The organism is Streptomyces sp. NPDC088794 (genome assembly GCF_044750545.1).
Taxonomy (GTDB): Bacteria; Actinomycetota; Actinomycetes; order Streptomycetales; family Streptomycetaceae; genus Streptomyces.
The window spans coordinates 271,460-283,986 of record NZ_JBIVKB010000003.1 but is presented as its reverse complement, the minus strand read 5'-3'; the positions used below and the strand labels follow the sequence as shown (position 1 = coordinate 283,986).

Annotated in this window: 11 protein-coding genes and 1 pseudogene; 7 read left to right on the top strand and 5 right to left on the bottom strand. The window is 69.8% G+C overall.

The features are described 5' to 3' along the window. Nucleotides 1-20: 20 nt before the first annotated feature. The 3 genes and pseudogenes from ACIP6U_RS10330 to ACIP6U_RS10320 all read right to left on the bottom strand — a co-directional run bounded on the left by ACIP6U_RS10330 (nt 21) and on the right by ACIP6U_RS10320 (nt 1,859). The gene (locus tag ACIP6U_RS10330; RefSeq protein WP_401715527.1) at nt 21-467 is read right to left on the bottom strand and encodes a FadR/GntR family transcriptional regulator; all 447 of its coding nucleotides are present in this window, start codon (nt 465-467) and stop codon (nt 21-23) included. A gap of 39 nt (nt 468-506) precedes the next feature. Next, nucleotides 507-611, bottom strand: a pseudogene (locus ACIP6U_RS10325) (GntR family transcriptional regulator); the annotation flags it as partial. A gap of 42 nt (nt 612-653) precedes the next feature. Next, a complete protein-coding gene (locus ACIP6U_RS10320) occupies nt 654-1,859 on the bottom strand; it encodes an ROK family protein (protein ID WP_401714784.1) in 1,206 nt (401 codons plus the stop codon). A gap of 167 nt (nt 1,860-2,026) precedes the next feature. Between ACIP6U_RS10320 and ACIP6U_RS10315 the strand changes: the two genes are divergently transcribed. Beyond that, complete coding sequence (locus ACIP6U_RS10315) at nt 2,027-3,064, top strand: substrate-binding domain-containing protein (protein WP_401714782.1); 1,038 nt, start codon at nt 2,027-2,029, stop codon at nt 3,062-3,064. A 34-nt stretch (nt 3,065-3,098) separates the two neighbouring features. Then, complete coding sequence (locus ACIP6U_RS10310; protein WP_401714780.1) at nt 3,099-4,130, top strand: ABC transporter permease; 1,032 nt, start codon at nt 3,099-3,101, stop codon at nt 4,128-4,130. Between the two features lie 10 nt (nt 4,131-4,140). Here ACIP6U_RS10310 and ACIP6U_RS10305 read toward each other — a convergent pair whose 3' ends face one another. Continuing rightward, on the bottom strand, nt 4,141-5,352 hold the full coding sequence (locus ACIP6U_RS10305; RefSeq protein WP_401714779.1) for an RNA-guided endonuclease InsQ/TnpB family protein: 1,212 nt from the start codon (nt 5,350-5,352) through the stop codon (nt 4,141-4,143). A gap of 251 nt (nt 5,353-5,603) precedes the next feature. Between ACIP6U_RS10305 and ACIP6U_RS10300 the strand changes: the two genes are divergently transcribed. The 3 genes from ACIP6U_RS10300 to ACIP6U_RS10290 are packed head-to-tail and all read left to right on the top strand — an operon-like array spanning nt 5,604 to nt 7,958. Beyond that, nucleotides 5,604-6,350, top strand: coding sequence for an ATP-binding cassette domain-containing protein (locus ACIP6U_RS10300; RefSeq protein WP_401715525.1), 747 nt, complete (start codon nt 5,604-5,606; stop codon nt 6,348-6,350). A 13-nt stretch (nt 6,351-6,363) separates the two neighbouring features. Then, nucleotides 6,364-7,311: a sugar phosphate isomerase/epimerase family protein gene (locus ACIP6U_RS10295; RefSeq protein WP_401714778.1), complete on the top strand. Its 948-nt coding sequence runs from the start codon at nt 6,364-6,366 to the stop codon at nt 7,309-7,311. After that, entirely contained in the window at nt 7,308-7,958 is a 651-nt protein-coding gene (locus ACIP6U_RS10290) for a nucleoside/nucleotide kinase family protein (protein ID WP_401714776.1), read from the top strand. Before ACIP6U_RS10295 ends, ACIP6U_RS10290 begins: the two co-directional genes overlap by 4 nt. Before the next feature lie 63 nt (nt 7,959-8,021). Here the strand turns inward: ACIP6U_RS10290 and ACIP6U_RS10285 are convergent, their stop codons facing one another. Continuing rightward, nucleotides 8,022-8,630 carry a helix-turn-helix domain-containing protein gene (locus ACIP6U_RS10285; protein WP_401714775.1) on the bottom strand — a complete coding sequence of 203 codons (609 nt, stop codon included), beginning with the start codon at nt 8,628-8,630 and terminating at the stop codon, nt 8,022-8,024. A gap of 47 nt (nt 8,631-8,677) precedes the next feature. On the opposite strand from ACIP6U_RS10285, the gene ACIP6U_RS10280 reads away from it, so the two are divergent. Next, complete coding sequence (locus ACIP6U_RS10280) at nt 8,678-10,282, top strand: MFS transporter (RefSeq protein ID WP_401714773.1); 1,605 nt, start codon at nt 8,678-8,680, stop codon at nt 10,280-10,282. A 253-nt stretch (nt 10,283-10,535) separates the two neighbouring features. Further along, nucleotides 10,536-12,512: a protein-arginine deiminase family protein gene (locus ACIP6U_RS10275; RefSeq protein WP_401714771.1), complete on the top strand. Its 1,977-nt coding sequence runs from the start codon at nt 10,536-10,538 to the stop codon at nt 12,510-12,512. The last annotated feature ends 15 nt before the right edge of the window (nt 12,513-12,527 follow it).

The window sequence follows — 12,527 nt, the reverse complement described above, 5'->3', positions numbered from 1 at the left end:
CGGCTGCGTGCCCACTGTTCCTACGCTGCGCGTGTCGTCGTGGCCTCGTGGTCGCGGGTGAGCTGGATGATCGCGGCGGCCGCGTCACGGGCGCCGCCCGCGTCACGGGACTCGATCGCGTCGACGAGCCGCCGATGCAGGCGGGCGTGCTCCTCGGCGTGGGTGGCGTCCCACGCCGGACCGCCCGGGGACGCGGTGAGTGCCGTCCCGAGGTAGTCGTACACCTCGACCAGCAGGTCGTTCCCGCTCGCCCGGACGACGGCCCGGTGGAACAGCGCGTCGACGTTCGTGGCCGCGGCCGTGTCCTCGCCGGCGCTGGCCTCGTCGGCGTCGGCCAACAGCTCCCGCACCTGCTGCAACTGCCCCTCGCTGCGGCGCAGGGCCGCGGCTCCCGAGGCGTACTCCTTCAGGACGGTCCGCAACTCCAGTACCTTGCCCCTCTCTACGGAGCTCGCCCGCCGCACCATGACCGACTGAAGCTCGCTGGAGGAGCGGACATAGGTGCCGTCTCCGGCCCAGGGCTCCAGCAGCCCCAGGTGCACCAGTGCGCCGATCGCCTCGCGCAGCGTGCTGCGTCCGACCCCGACCTCCTCCATGAGGTCCTGCTCCGGCGGGTCGTCCGTCCGTAGTCGTCCGCTCGCCGACGCCGGACCTCAGCGCTCCCGGACGTCGATGAGTTCCTGGACGCGGTGCGGCGCGTAGATGCCGTCGACCAGCAGTTGGGAGAGCCCCATGACTCCGGCGCGCGGGTCCAACGTGCTGCGGACGATCTGGAGGTTGCGGGTGGCCAGCGGGAGTGAACGGCGGTACACGACCTCGCGGATGCCGGCGAACAACTGCTCGTCGGTGTGGGCGAGTTGGCCGCCGATGGCGATGACGCGCGGGTTGAACATGTTGACCGCGTCCGCGACGGCGATGCCGAGAATGCGTGCCGCGCGCCGGGCGAGGCGTACGGCGGTGGGGTCGCCGGAGCGGATCAGGCGTACCGCGTCGTCGACGGTCGTGACGTCGTGTCCCGCCGTCCGCAGGTCGCGGACCAGGGCCCAGCCGCCCGCGAACGCCTCGACACAGCCGGTGTTGCCGCAGCGGCAGAGCGGGGGTTCCTTGGTGTCCTCGACGGTGACCTGGATGTGGCCGACGTCGCCGGCCGCACCGTCGGCGCCGCGGTGGATGCGGCCGCCGGCGATGATGCCGGTGCCGACGCCGGTGCCGATCTTCAGCATCAGCAGGTGGTCGACCTCCGGGTAGCGCAGCCGCTGTTCGCCGTAGGCCATGGCGTTGACGTCCTTGTCGACGAGGACCGGACAGCCGTACACGGGACCCACGCGGCCTGGGATGTCGTAGCGGTCCCAACCGGTCATGATCGGCGGGCTGACGACCCGTCCGGTGGCGAAGTCGACCGGCCCGGGCACGTCGACACCGATGCCGAGGACATCGGTGTCGGCGTGTGCGGTCTCCGTCAGCAGTTCGCGGAACTGCTCCTCCACGACGGACAGCACGGCCTCCGGCCCGGTGCTCACGTCGCACACGGCCTCGCGCTCCGCACGCACCTCGCCCGCCAGGTCGCAGATCGCGGTGCGCAGCCCGGTGGCGCCGATGTCGGCGAGGAGCAGGACCCCCCGGTCGCGGTTGACGACGAACCGTCCGGCCGGGCGGCCGCGGGTGCGCGCGTCCTCGGGGGCCGGGACCAGCAGGCCGGCGCCGAGCAGGCCCTCGAGCCGCTGGTTGACCGTGGTGCGCGACAGGCCCGTCTGCTGTACGACGTCGGTCTTCGTGAGGCCGTCGGCCACGTCACGGAACAGGGCCAGTATCCCGCCCGGACTGGTCTCGGCCCGGGCGGCGGTGTTCGTCGTATCCACCTGGACACTCTAGCTATGACGGTGACTAAGTGAAAGTCTCTCTTCTTATGACTGAAAAAGTCGAAAGAAGTATTGTCAGCCTCCGGAAGGGGTCGTACCGTCAGGCGTATCCAGTGGGAAAGGGACACCCCATGCGCACACAGCACAGAGCCGTCAGAAGTGGGGCCGTGTTCGGCACGTTCACCGCGCGCCGCACCGCCGTATCCGGCATCGCCCTCGCCGTCACCGGAGTGCTCGCACTCAGCGCCTGCGGCTCCGGCGACTCGTCGGGCTCCGGCTCCTCCGGCAGCACCAAGTTCGCCGCGGTGATCAAGGGACTGGACAACCCGTTCTTCCAGAGCATGCAACAGGGCATCGACGCCCAGGCGAAGACCGGCGGGGTCGATGTCACGGTGCAGGCCGCCAACTCGATCACCGACACCACGGGGCAGGCGGACAAGCTGACCGGCCTCGCCGGCCAGGACTTCGGGTGCTACATCGTGAACCCGATCTCCGCCACCAACCTCGTGCAGGGCCTGGCCAAGGTCGCCCAGTCGAAGAAGACCGTCGTCAACATCGACAGCCCCATCGACGCGAAGGCCGCCAAGGCGGCCGGCGCGACCCCGGCCACCTACATCGGCACGGACAACACGGCCGCCGGAAAGACCGCGGGCGCCCAGATGGCGAAGCTGCTGCCCCAGGGCGGCAACGTCGCGGTGATCGGCGGTATCGCCGGTGACGTCACCAGCGGCGCCCGGGTCACCGGCTTCAAGGAAGGTGTCGGCTCCGGCATCAAGGTCGTGCAGACCGTCGCCGCCGACTGGGACCGGCAGACCGCGCTGACCGCAGCCACCGACCTGCTGCGCGCCCACCCGGACCTCAAGGGCTTCTTCGTCGCCAACGACGACATGGGGCTCGGCGTCGCCAGGGCCGTCGCGAACGCGGGGAAGACCGGCAAGGTGCACATCATCAGCGTCGACGGCATCAAGGACGCGCTGAGCGCCGTCAAGGCCGGGACGCTGGACGCGACCGTGGCCCAATACCCGTACGCCATCGGGCAGATGGGCGTGGAGGCCTGCCAGGCGGCGGCGAAGGGCAAGACGCTGCCCAAGAACGTCGCGGCTCCGGTGGAACTCGTCACCAAGGCCGACGCGGACAAGGCACTGGCCAGCACTCCGAAGCCGTTCGGCAGCTATGACGATCCGTTCAAGACGCTCGCCAAGTGATCCGGCGGCCCTCCCGCCGGAAGAAGGAAACACCATGAGTGAGGCAACGCTCGCGGCCAAAGAGGGCGAAGAGGGCAAGGGCGCCGAGGTGGCCAAGCAGGCCCCGGACCAGGGATCGGGCCCCCGGGCCTGGGCGGCGCGTGCGCGTGACGTCGGCTTCTGGGCCGAATGGGCCGCGCTGGTCGGGCTCGTCGTCCTGGTGATCGTCTTCCAGAGCGCCGACTCCACGTTCCTGAGCACCGGGAACGTGGAGTCGATGCTGGTGTCCGCGGCCATCCTGATCATCCTGGCCGTCGGGCAGACCTTCGTGATCGCCACGGCCGGCATCGACCTGTCGATCGCCTCGACGATGACACTCGGCGCGGTCGCCTTCGGACAGGCCTACCAGGCCGGCTGGGGGCTCGGTCTGTCCTGTGTGCTGGCCGTGGTCGCCTCCGCGGCGGTCGGCGTGGCGAACGGTGTGATCGTGGCGCGAGGAAAGATCACCGACTTCATCGTCACGCTCGGCACCCTGTCGGCGGCCTCCGGACTCGCACTGATCCTCTCCGACGGCAAGCCCGTGACGATCGTGAACACGACGCTGCTGAAGCTGTCCACCGGCGGGATCGGCGTGCTCGGCTGGACGTTCCTGATCGCCGCGGGCGTGGCTCTCGTCGCCCATGTCGCCCTGTTCCACACCCGGTTCGGCACCCACGTACTCGCCACCGGCGGTGCGCCCGAGTCGGCGTCCGCGATGGGCATCAGCACGGCACGCGTCAAGATCGCGGTGTACGTGGTCTCCGGTGCCCTGGCCGGACTCGGGTCCGTCCTGCTGGTGGCCCGCGTCGGCGCCGCCGAACCCGCCGCCAACACCTCGTTCCTGCTCAACTCCGTTGCCGCGGTGGTGCTCGGCGGGGTCAGCCTCTTCGGCGGGCGGGCCACGATCGTCGGCCCGGTGATCGGTGCCCTGCTGCTGACCGCCCTGGTCAACGGGCTCACCCTGCTGGGCGTCTCGCAGTTCTACCAGCCGCTGTCCGTCGGCATCGTCGTGGTGCTGGCCGCATTCCTGACGAGGTTCCAGCGTTGACTTCCTACCCCTAAAGGTGGGGGATTCCAGCGGTCGCCCGCTGGGTTTCCTGTTTCACCGACGACTGCCCCGTCCGGGAGGACTCCCGTTGAGGTCTTACACCGTCTCCGCAGGCAGACGCCGCCAGCCCGGCGGCCAGGATGTTGCGTGCCGCGTTCGCATCGCGGTCGTGCACGACACCGCAGTTGTCGCACGTCCACTCGCGGACGTTGAGCGGCAGCTTCTCGCGGACCGTGCCGCAGTTCCCGCACAGCTTGCTGCTGGCGAAGAAGCGGTCGATTACGACGAGTTCGCGCCCGTACCAGGCGCACTTGTACTCCAGCATCGTGCGCAGTTCCGTCCAGGACGCGTCGGAGATGGCGCGCGCGAGCGTGCCGTTCTTCAGCAGGTTGCGGACGGTGAGGTCCTCGATCACGACCGTTTGGTTCTCACGGACGAGTCGAGTCGACAGCTTGTGGAGGAAGTCGCGGCGCCGGTCGGCGATCCGCGCATAGACCTTGGCGACCTCGCGACGGGCTTTCTCGCGGTTCGCCGAGCCCTTCGCCTTCCGCGACAGCTCACGCTGGGCACGGGCCAGCCGGGCGCGATCGCGCCGCTCGTGCTTCGGGTTGGCGACCTTTTCCCCCGTGGACAGCGTCACGAGGGAGGCGATCCCGAAGTCCAGGCCGACGGCCCCTGTGGTGGCGGTGGCCGGGGCGATGGTGTCCTGGCACAGGAGGGACACGAACCAGCGTCCCGCCGCGTCGCGGGACACGGTCGCCGTGGTCGGCTCCGCGCTTTCGGGCAGCGGACGCGACCAGCGGATGTCCAGGGGGTCGGCCATCTTCGCCAACGTCAGCCGTCCGTCGCGCCACGTGAAGGCACTGCGTGTGTATTCGGCCGACGCCCGCGACTTCTTCCGGGACTTGTAGCGCGGGTACCTCGCGCGTTTGGCGAAGAAGTTTCCGAACGCCGTCTGGAGATGGCGCAGCGCCTGCTGAAGCGGGACCGAGGACACCTCCGTCAGGAATGCGAGCTTCTCGGTCTTCTTCCACTCCGTCAGCGCGGCGGACGACTGCACGTAGGAGATGCGGCGCTGTTCGCAGTACCAGGCCCGCGTGCGTTCCTCCAGCGCCTTGTTGTAGACGAGGCGGACGCAACCGAACGTGCGGGACAGTTCTGCCGCCTGCTCGCCGGTGGGGTAAAAGCGGTACTTGAAAGCTCGCTTGACCTGCCGCTTCATGGCTCACACACTATCGGATTCCTTGTGAGCGACAGTCGTCGGCCGGTGGACGGCGCACGCCGGTCCGCCCTGGCGGCTAACCGGCTCCCCCAGCCCTGCTCCGCAGGAACTTCATTTCCTCCCCGGCCTCAAGACCGGGGTATCCACCAAGGAGAGATCCGATGAACGAGCCGCAGTCCTTCGAGTCCTCCGCGCCCGCCGGATCCTCCGCAGCCTTCGACAAGGCCGCCGGACCCGCTAAGTCCACCGCGATGGCCGAGCCACTGATCGCCTGCGAGAACGTGTCGCTGTCCTTCGGCAACGTCCGTGCCCTGGCCGACGTTTCGCTCACCCTGCGCCCCGGCGAGATCACCGCCCTCGTCGGCGACAACGGCGCCGGCAAGTCCACCCTGGTGCGCTGCGTCTCCGGGATCCACCGCCCGGACAGCGGCCGTGTCCTCTACGACGGCACGCCCGTCGACTTCCACTCGCCCGAGGACGCGCGCGCGGCCGGTATCGAGACGGTCCACCAGAACCTCGCCCTGGTCGAGGATCTGACGGTGTGGCAGAACCTGTTCCTCAACCGGGAGTTGGTGCGCCGCTTCGGCCCGATCGCGCTCCTGGACCGGCGGGCCATGCAGAAGCGGGCCCGGGAGATGGTCTCCACGCTCGCGGTCAACGTGCCCGCGGTCGGCTCGCGGGTGCGCCGGTTGTCCGGCGGGCAGCGCCAGGCGGTGGCCATCTGCCGTGCCGCGGGCTTCAGTTCACGGCTGGTCATCATGGACGAGCCCACCGCGGCTCTCGGTGTCCAGGAGACCGCCAAGGTCGAGGACCTCATCCTCAAGCTCCGCGACGACGGCCACACCGTCCTTCTGATCAGCCACAACTTCGCGCAGGTCATGCGGCTCAGCGACCAGGTGTGGGTGATGCGCGCGGGCCGCTGCGTCGGCGGCCGCCGCACGGCCGAGACCACCGGCGATGAGATCGTCGCCCTCATCACGGGGGCCCGCATTGACTGAGGAGTTCACTTCCATGACCGCCGCACCCTCGCCCGCAACGGCCGCACCCTCGACCGCCGTTGCCCCTGCTTCGACCGCCGCGCCCGCGACCCCCACCAACCCGATCGGCGTGCACGCGCTGGTCTGGGCCGGCGACACCTCGCCCGCCTCGGTGAGCCATGCCGTCGCGCGGACCAAGGCAGCCGGCTTCGACCTGCTGGAGCTGTCCCTGCACGACTCCGTCAGCCTCGACGTCGACGCGGCCCGCAAGGAACTCACGGCGGCCGGCCTCCAGGTCGCGTGCTCGCGCGGACTCGCCTTCGACGCCGACGTCTCCAGCACCGACCCGGCCGTCGTCGAGCGCGGCGAGAAGCTGTTGCACGACTCCCTCGCCGTCACCCACGGCCTCGGCGGCACCCACTTCACCGGCGCCCTCTACAGCGCGCTCGGCAAGTACGGTGCCCCGCTGACCAGCGCCGGCCGCGCCAATGTCGTCTCCGTCCTGCGCCGCCTCGCCCAGGAGGCCCGCCCCCTCGGCATGACCCTGGGCCTGGAGATCTGCAACCGCTACGAGACGAACGTCGTCAACACCGCCCGCGACGCCCTCACCCTCGCCGACGACATCGGTGAGGACAATGTCCTCATCCACCTGGACACTTACCACATGAACATCGAAGAGGACGATCTCGTACGACCCGTGCGCGACGTCGGCGACCGCCTCGGGTACGTCCACATAGGCGAGAACCACCGCGGCTATCTCGGCGCGGGTCACCTGGACTTCACCGCCTTCTTCCACGCCCTCGCCGACATCGGCTACCAAGGCCCCATCACCTTCGAGTCGTTCTCCTCGGCCGTGGTGGCACCGGGCCTCTCCGCCGACCTCGCCATCTGGCGCAACCTCTGGTCCGACGGCGACGACCTCGCCCGCCACGCCCGCGGCTTCATCGCCCAGCAGCTGGCGGCGAGCGGCGTGCGCGCATGACCTTCGACGACCTGCTGCGCCGCGCGGGGTCCCTCGTCCGTCCCGGCCGGCGGGCCGTCCTCGGCATCGCCGGTGCTCCCGGGGCGGGCAAGACGACGCTCGCCGAGCACCTCGTGCGCGAGCTCAACGGCGAGGGGCAGCCTTGGGTCGCGCACGTCCCGATGGACGGCTTCCACCTCGCCGACACCGAACTCGACCGTCTCGGCCGACGTGACCGCAAGGGCGCGCCGGACACCTTCGACGCCCTCGGTTACGCGGCGCTCCTGCGGCGGCTGCGGGAGGAGACCGACGACGTGGTGTACGCACCGGGCTTCGAGCGCGTCCTGGAACAGCCGATCGCCGGCGCCATCCCCGTACTCCCCACCGCCCGCCTGGTCGTGACCGAGGGCAACTACCTTCTGCTGGACGCCGATCCCTGGCCGCGACTCCGCCCGCTTCTGGACGAGGTGTGGTTCTGCGACCTGGACGAACAGGAACGCGTCCGGCGACTCGTCGCCCGCCACGTGAAGTTCGGCAAGCCCCAAGACGCCGCCCTCGCCTGGGTCTTGGGCACCGACCAGCGCAACGCCGATGTCGTCATCGCCACCCGCGACCGGGCGGACCTGGTCGTACCACCCACGGCACTGGACGCGGCCGTCCGGCCTTAGCCGGCCATACGGCGCGTCCGAGGTGGTCGGCTCGAAGATGCTCTCGGGCCGACTGGCGGGTGTTCACGCGTCGGCGTCGTGCGCGTCGTCGCCGCCGACACTCTTGCCGTCGCTGTCGCGTTGGTGGCCCCGGCGGGCGTCGCGATCGAAGATGCCCATGATCTCGCAGGGGCCGCCCTCGGCACCGATGGCGTGCGGGAGCATGGTGGGGAACTCCGCGGCCTGGTTGGTCTCCACGCGGTAGCGGCGGTGGCCGAGCATGAGGGTCGCGGTACCGGACAGCACGACGAGCCACTCCCGGCCGGGGTGAGCGCGCATCCGTGCGGGATTGTCCGGGGGCGGTTCGGTGATCCGCTGTCGTACGACGCTCATGCCCGGGTTGCCCTTGACCGGCCACCGCATCAGCCCATGGGCACCGTCGATCATCGGGTTGGTGACGACGTCGTCGCTGGCGGTCTCCACCAGCTGGTCCAGGGACGTGTCCAGCGCGCGGGCAAGGGTGACCAGCTGATCCAGTGCGAGCCGACGCTGACCGTTCTCGATGCGGGAGAGCGTGGACTGGCTGACATGGGCGCGAGTGGCCAGTTCCTCCAGGGACCATCCCTGCGCCACGCGCAGGGCCCGGATCCGTTTGCGTACGAGGCTGTCCAGCTCACCGTCATTTTGCGTCATACGCAAGATGGTATGCCCATGAGGCAAGGAGACTTCATGGTTGACCCATGAGTGCGAACAAGAATTCACCGGCGATTCCCGGAAGCGGCGTCGGCACGCCGGACGCGCAGCAGCTCCGCACGATCCTGATCGCCGTCTCCCTGGCACTGATGGCCGTAGTCGCATCGGTGTCCGGGCTGAACGTCGCCCAGACCCACCTGGCCGTCGAGTTCGATGCCTCGCAGAGCACGGTTCTGTGGATCATCAACATCTACACCCTCGCGCTGGCCGCCCTGCTGCTCCCGCTCGGCGCCATTGGCGACCGGCTCGGCCGCAAGCCCATGCTGGTCGCCGGTCTGGGTATCTTCGGCGCCGCGAACGTCGTGGCGGGCGTGGCCCCGACCGCCGAGGTGATGCTCGCCGCGCGCGTGGCCGGCGGCATCGGCGCCGCGATGATCATGCCCATCACTCTGGCCGTCATCACCTCCACCTTCCCTCAGGAGCAGCGCGGCAAGGCCATCGGCGTGTGGACCGGCGTCGCCGGAGGCGGTGGCATTCTGGGCATGTTCCTCTCCGCCCTCCTCGTCGACGTCGCCGACTGGCGCTGGCTGTTCGTCCTGCCCGTGATCCTGGTCGTCGTGGCCCTGGCCATGACACTGAAGTCGGTCCCCAACTCCCGCGAGCGCTCTGTTCATTCCTTCGACACCGTCGGCGCGTTGTTGTCGTCCGTCGCCGCGGTCGGTCTCATCTTCGTTCTGCAAGAGGGCCCGGAGCACGGCTGGACCGCACCCTTGACGCTGTTCAGCCTTGCCGTAGGAGTGATCGGCGCCATCGGCTTCGTGGCATGGGAGTTGCACCGCCGCGACGCGGCTCTGCTGGACGTGCGCCTGTTCCGCGAGCGTGGCCTGGCCGGCGGCTCGATCACGCTGCTGGTGGTCTTCGGTGTCCAGGCAGGCATCGCCGTGGTCCTCTTCCCGTTCTTCCAGGCCGTGCTCGGCTGGTCCGGACTGCTGTCCACGCTCGCGCTGATGCCCATGGCCGTGATGATGATGGCCGCCTCCGGCGCCGCCGCGAAGCTGGCCGCACGGATCGGCCCCCGCCCGACCATGGCGGCGGGCATCGCGCTGACCGCCGCCGGCCTCGCGCTCATGGCGCTGTTCGTCTCGGCCGACGGCGGCTACCACGGCTACCTGACCGTCCTGCCCGGCATGCTCGCCATGGGTGTCGGCATGGGCCTGTCGATGACCCCCTCCACCGAGGCCATCACCGGCTCCCTCTCCCGCGAGAAGCAGGGCGTCGCCTCCGCACTCAACGACGTGACCCGCGAGTTCGGTACCGCCCTAGGCGTCGCCCTGCTCGGCGCACTGGTCTCCGCCGGTTACCGCAACGCCATCGACGACAAGCTCAACGGCATCCCCCAGAGCGCCGCGGACGTGGCGCGCGACGGCATCGCCAACGCGGTCGAGGTGGCACCCAGCACCGGCACGCATCAGCAGGAGCTGCTCCACGCGGCCCAACAGTCCTTCATCCAGGGCTGGCAACAGGCCATGTGGGCAGGCGTCGCCCTCTTGGGCGCCCTGCTCGTCTACATCTCCCTGCGCGGTCCGAAAACGGCCGCCCTCGCCATGGACGGCAGCGACACCGAGGTCCCCGAAACCGTCACCACCGGCTGACGCCCGAACTTCTCCACCCCGCGTTTTCGCGCCGCGGTCCCCAGCGATGGTGAGCGTCACCCCTGGGGATCCGCGCGAGCGCGCCGAGCCTCAATTGAAAGGACAGCCCCATGCCGGCGAAAGCTGCCGGGTTTTGGCCGACGACTCCCCGCCGTGCGTGCGGTCAGGCGCCGTCGGCTCCGCCGACCTTCCCTGAGATGTGCCAAACAGGTCTCTGACGAGAATCGAACACGGGCCTGTGAGGATCCGGCGCATGAAGATCCACACCCGCGGTATCGCGATGGTCGGTGCCGTCAGCGTCGGCATCCTCGGCCTGACCCTGCCCGCCTCCGCCAGTGGTATGCCCGTGGCCGGACTGACGGCACATCAGCCGGCGGGCGCCGGGCCCGAGTTGCTCTTCCTGCCCAACGTCGACGACGACACCGGTCGTTGTCGGGATCGGGCGCGGAGCCTGGTCGGGGACGCCGTCGACCGGGAGGCCGCCAACGACGACGCGTTCTACAAGAGGAGGGCCGAACTGGAGGCGGACCCGGACCGCGAGAAGGCCGAGGCGGAATGGGCCGCTTTGGTCCGCTCGCATCGCTGGGAGCAGAACAAGACCGACCGCGACCTGGCCGCCTGCAACGACGCCGCGGACAACGTGGTCGACGGAGCCGCCGACGAGGCCGACCTGGCCCGGTTCCGCACCCGCCCCTGGGCCGGCGCGCCCGACTCCGCCACAGGCCGCATCACCGTGCCCGCGGCGGTCACGGACCGCATCCGGCTCTTCGTCCACCGGCCCGGCGGAACCGCCCCGCGCGGTTGGGAGGTGGTCGGGCCGCAAACGGTCCTCACCGCCCAGGAGTTGAGGGACGGAGTGGAACTCGCGGTCGAGGGCCGCGACATACTCAGGGACACCACGACCTGGAACGGTCGATCGACCATCACCCTCACCGTCTCCGCGGACGGCAAGAGCTCCTCGGCGCACCTGCGGATCCGTCAGTCCCCGGTGCTCACGCAGCTCAACACCGCTCCCGTACAGCAGGTGTTGAGAGCCGCCACCAGCGACGGGGACACCTACACCGACGCCTTCGTGAAGGAACTGGACGCCGCGCTGCCGGCCGGGGGAGTGCAGGGCCCCTCCGTTGCCCTCGACACCAAGGGCGACGCATGGGCTCAGGACATCTTCGAGCTCGCCTACACCGCCGTCCCGGGTCCCGACGGCCGTCCCCACGGCATGCGGGTGCTCATCACCTCCGTCAACGACGACCGTCGCGTGGCCGCCCGCACCGCGTTCACCGAACTCGCCGGCCACGACGTGGCGGCCGTCCACCTCACCCATGTCCCGGACGTGAACGAGAACAACAGCTACGACTCGATGGGCAACCTGGAGACCATGCCGCCGACGCCAGGCAACCCGCACGGCCGGGTCGTCATCGGCGGAGACGGTCTCACTCCTGGCCCGACCGGACCCGCTCCGGAGATGCTGACCTTCCTGCGGGCACAGGGCATGCAGGACCCGATCTCCCTGGACACCTCATGGCTGACCATCGGCCACGTCGACGAGTTCGTGCAGTTCCTGCCCGCCCCTGGCAGCCGACTGGGCTGGCGGGCCGTGGTCGCAGACCCCCGCGCAGGTCTGGCCCTCCTCCGCGACGTCCGGGCGAAGGGGCACGGAGGCGACCTTCTGCACGGCCAACTGCCCACGCTGGAGTGGCCGTACGACGAGCGGATCGACCAACGCACCGTCGACCAGTTCCTGGCCGACGCCCAGTTCACCGGCACCAACGAGCGGGCCGCCGACCGGATCGACGCCAATCTCGCCGTGCTCCGCTCGAAGGCCGGTCTCACGGACGCCGACATCGTGCGCGTCCCCGCCCTCTACACGGCCCGCTCGATGGATTACGGAATGCTGGAGACCGAGATCCGCGGCATGGACGACGGCCCGGAGAAGGAGGCCAAGGAGCAGCAACTGGCCGCAATGAGAGACGCGGTGGCGGAGATTCCCGGCACGGTCAACGGTCTCGTCCTCAACAACGGTCGATACGTCGCACCCACGCCGTACGGTCCCGTCGTGAACGGCAAGGACGTCTTCGCCGAGGCCATCACCGCGGCCTTCGGCAGCACCGGCTATCGGGTGACCTACGTCGACGACCTGATCAGTCCCCATGTCTCCGAGGGCGAGATCCACTGCGCCACCAACACCCTGCGCGACGTCTTGGGCGCCGATGCCCGCTGGTGGCGCGACTGACAGCGACGGGAACTC

Excerpts from the sequence above, each read along its gene's own strand:
- ACIP6U_RS10275 (WP_401714771.1), top strand. The coding sequence starts at position 10,536 with ATGAAGATCCACACCCGCGGTATCGCGATGGTCGGTGCCGTCAGCGTC.
- ACIP6U_RS10290 (WP_401714776.1), top strand. The coding sequence starts at position 7,308 with ATGACCTTCGACGACCTGCTGCGCCGCGCGGGGTCCCTCGTCCGTCCC.
- ACIP6U_RS10285 (WP_401714775.1), bottom strand. The coding sequence starts at position 8,630 with ATGACGCAAAATGACGGTGAGCTGGACAGCCTCGTACGCAAACGGATC.
- ACIP6U_RS10295 (WP_401714778.1), top strand. The coding sequence starts at position 6,364 with ATGACCGCCGCACCCTCGCCCGCAACGGCCGCACCCTCGACCGCCGTT.
- ACIP6U_RS10305 (WP_401714779.1), bottom strand. The coding sequence starts at position 5,352 with ATGAAGCGGCAGGTCAAGCGAGCTTTCAAGTACCGCTTTTACCCCACC.
- ACIP6U_RS10330 (WP_401715527.1), bottom strand. The coding sequence starts at position 467 with ATGGTGCGGCGGGCGAGCTCCGTAGAGAGGGGCAAGGTACTGGAGTTG.
- ACIP6U_RS10300 (WP_401715525.1), top strand. The coding sequence starts at position 5,604 with ATGGCCGAGCCACTGATCGCCTGCGAGAACGTGTCGCTGTCCTTCGGC.
- ACIP6U_RS10280 (WP_401714773.1), top strand. The coding sequence starts at position 8,678 with ATGAGTGCGAACAAGAATTCACCGGCGATTCCCGGAAGCGGCGTCGGC.
- ACIP6U_RS10310 (WP_401714780.1), top strand. The coding sequence starts at position 3,099 with ATGAGTGAGGCAACGCTCGCGGCCAAAGAGGGCGAAGAGGGCAAGGGC.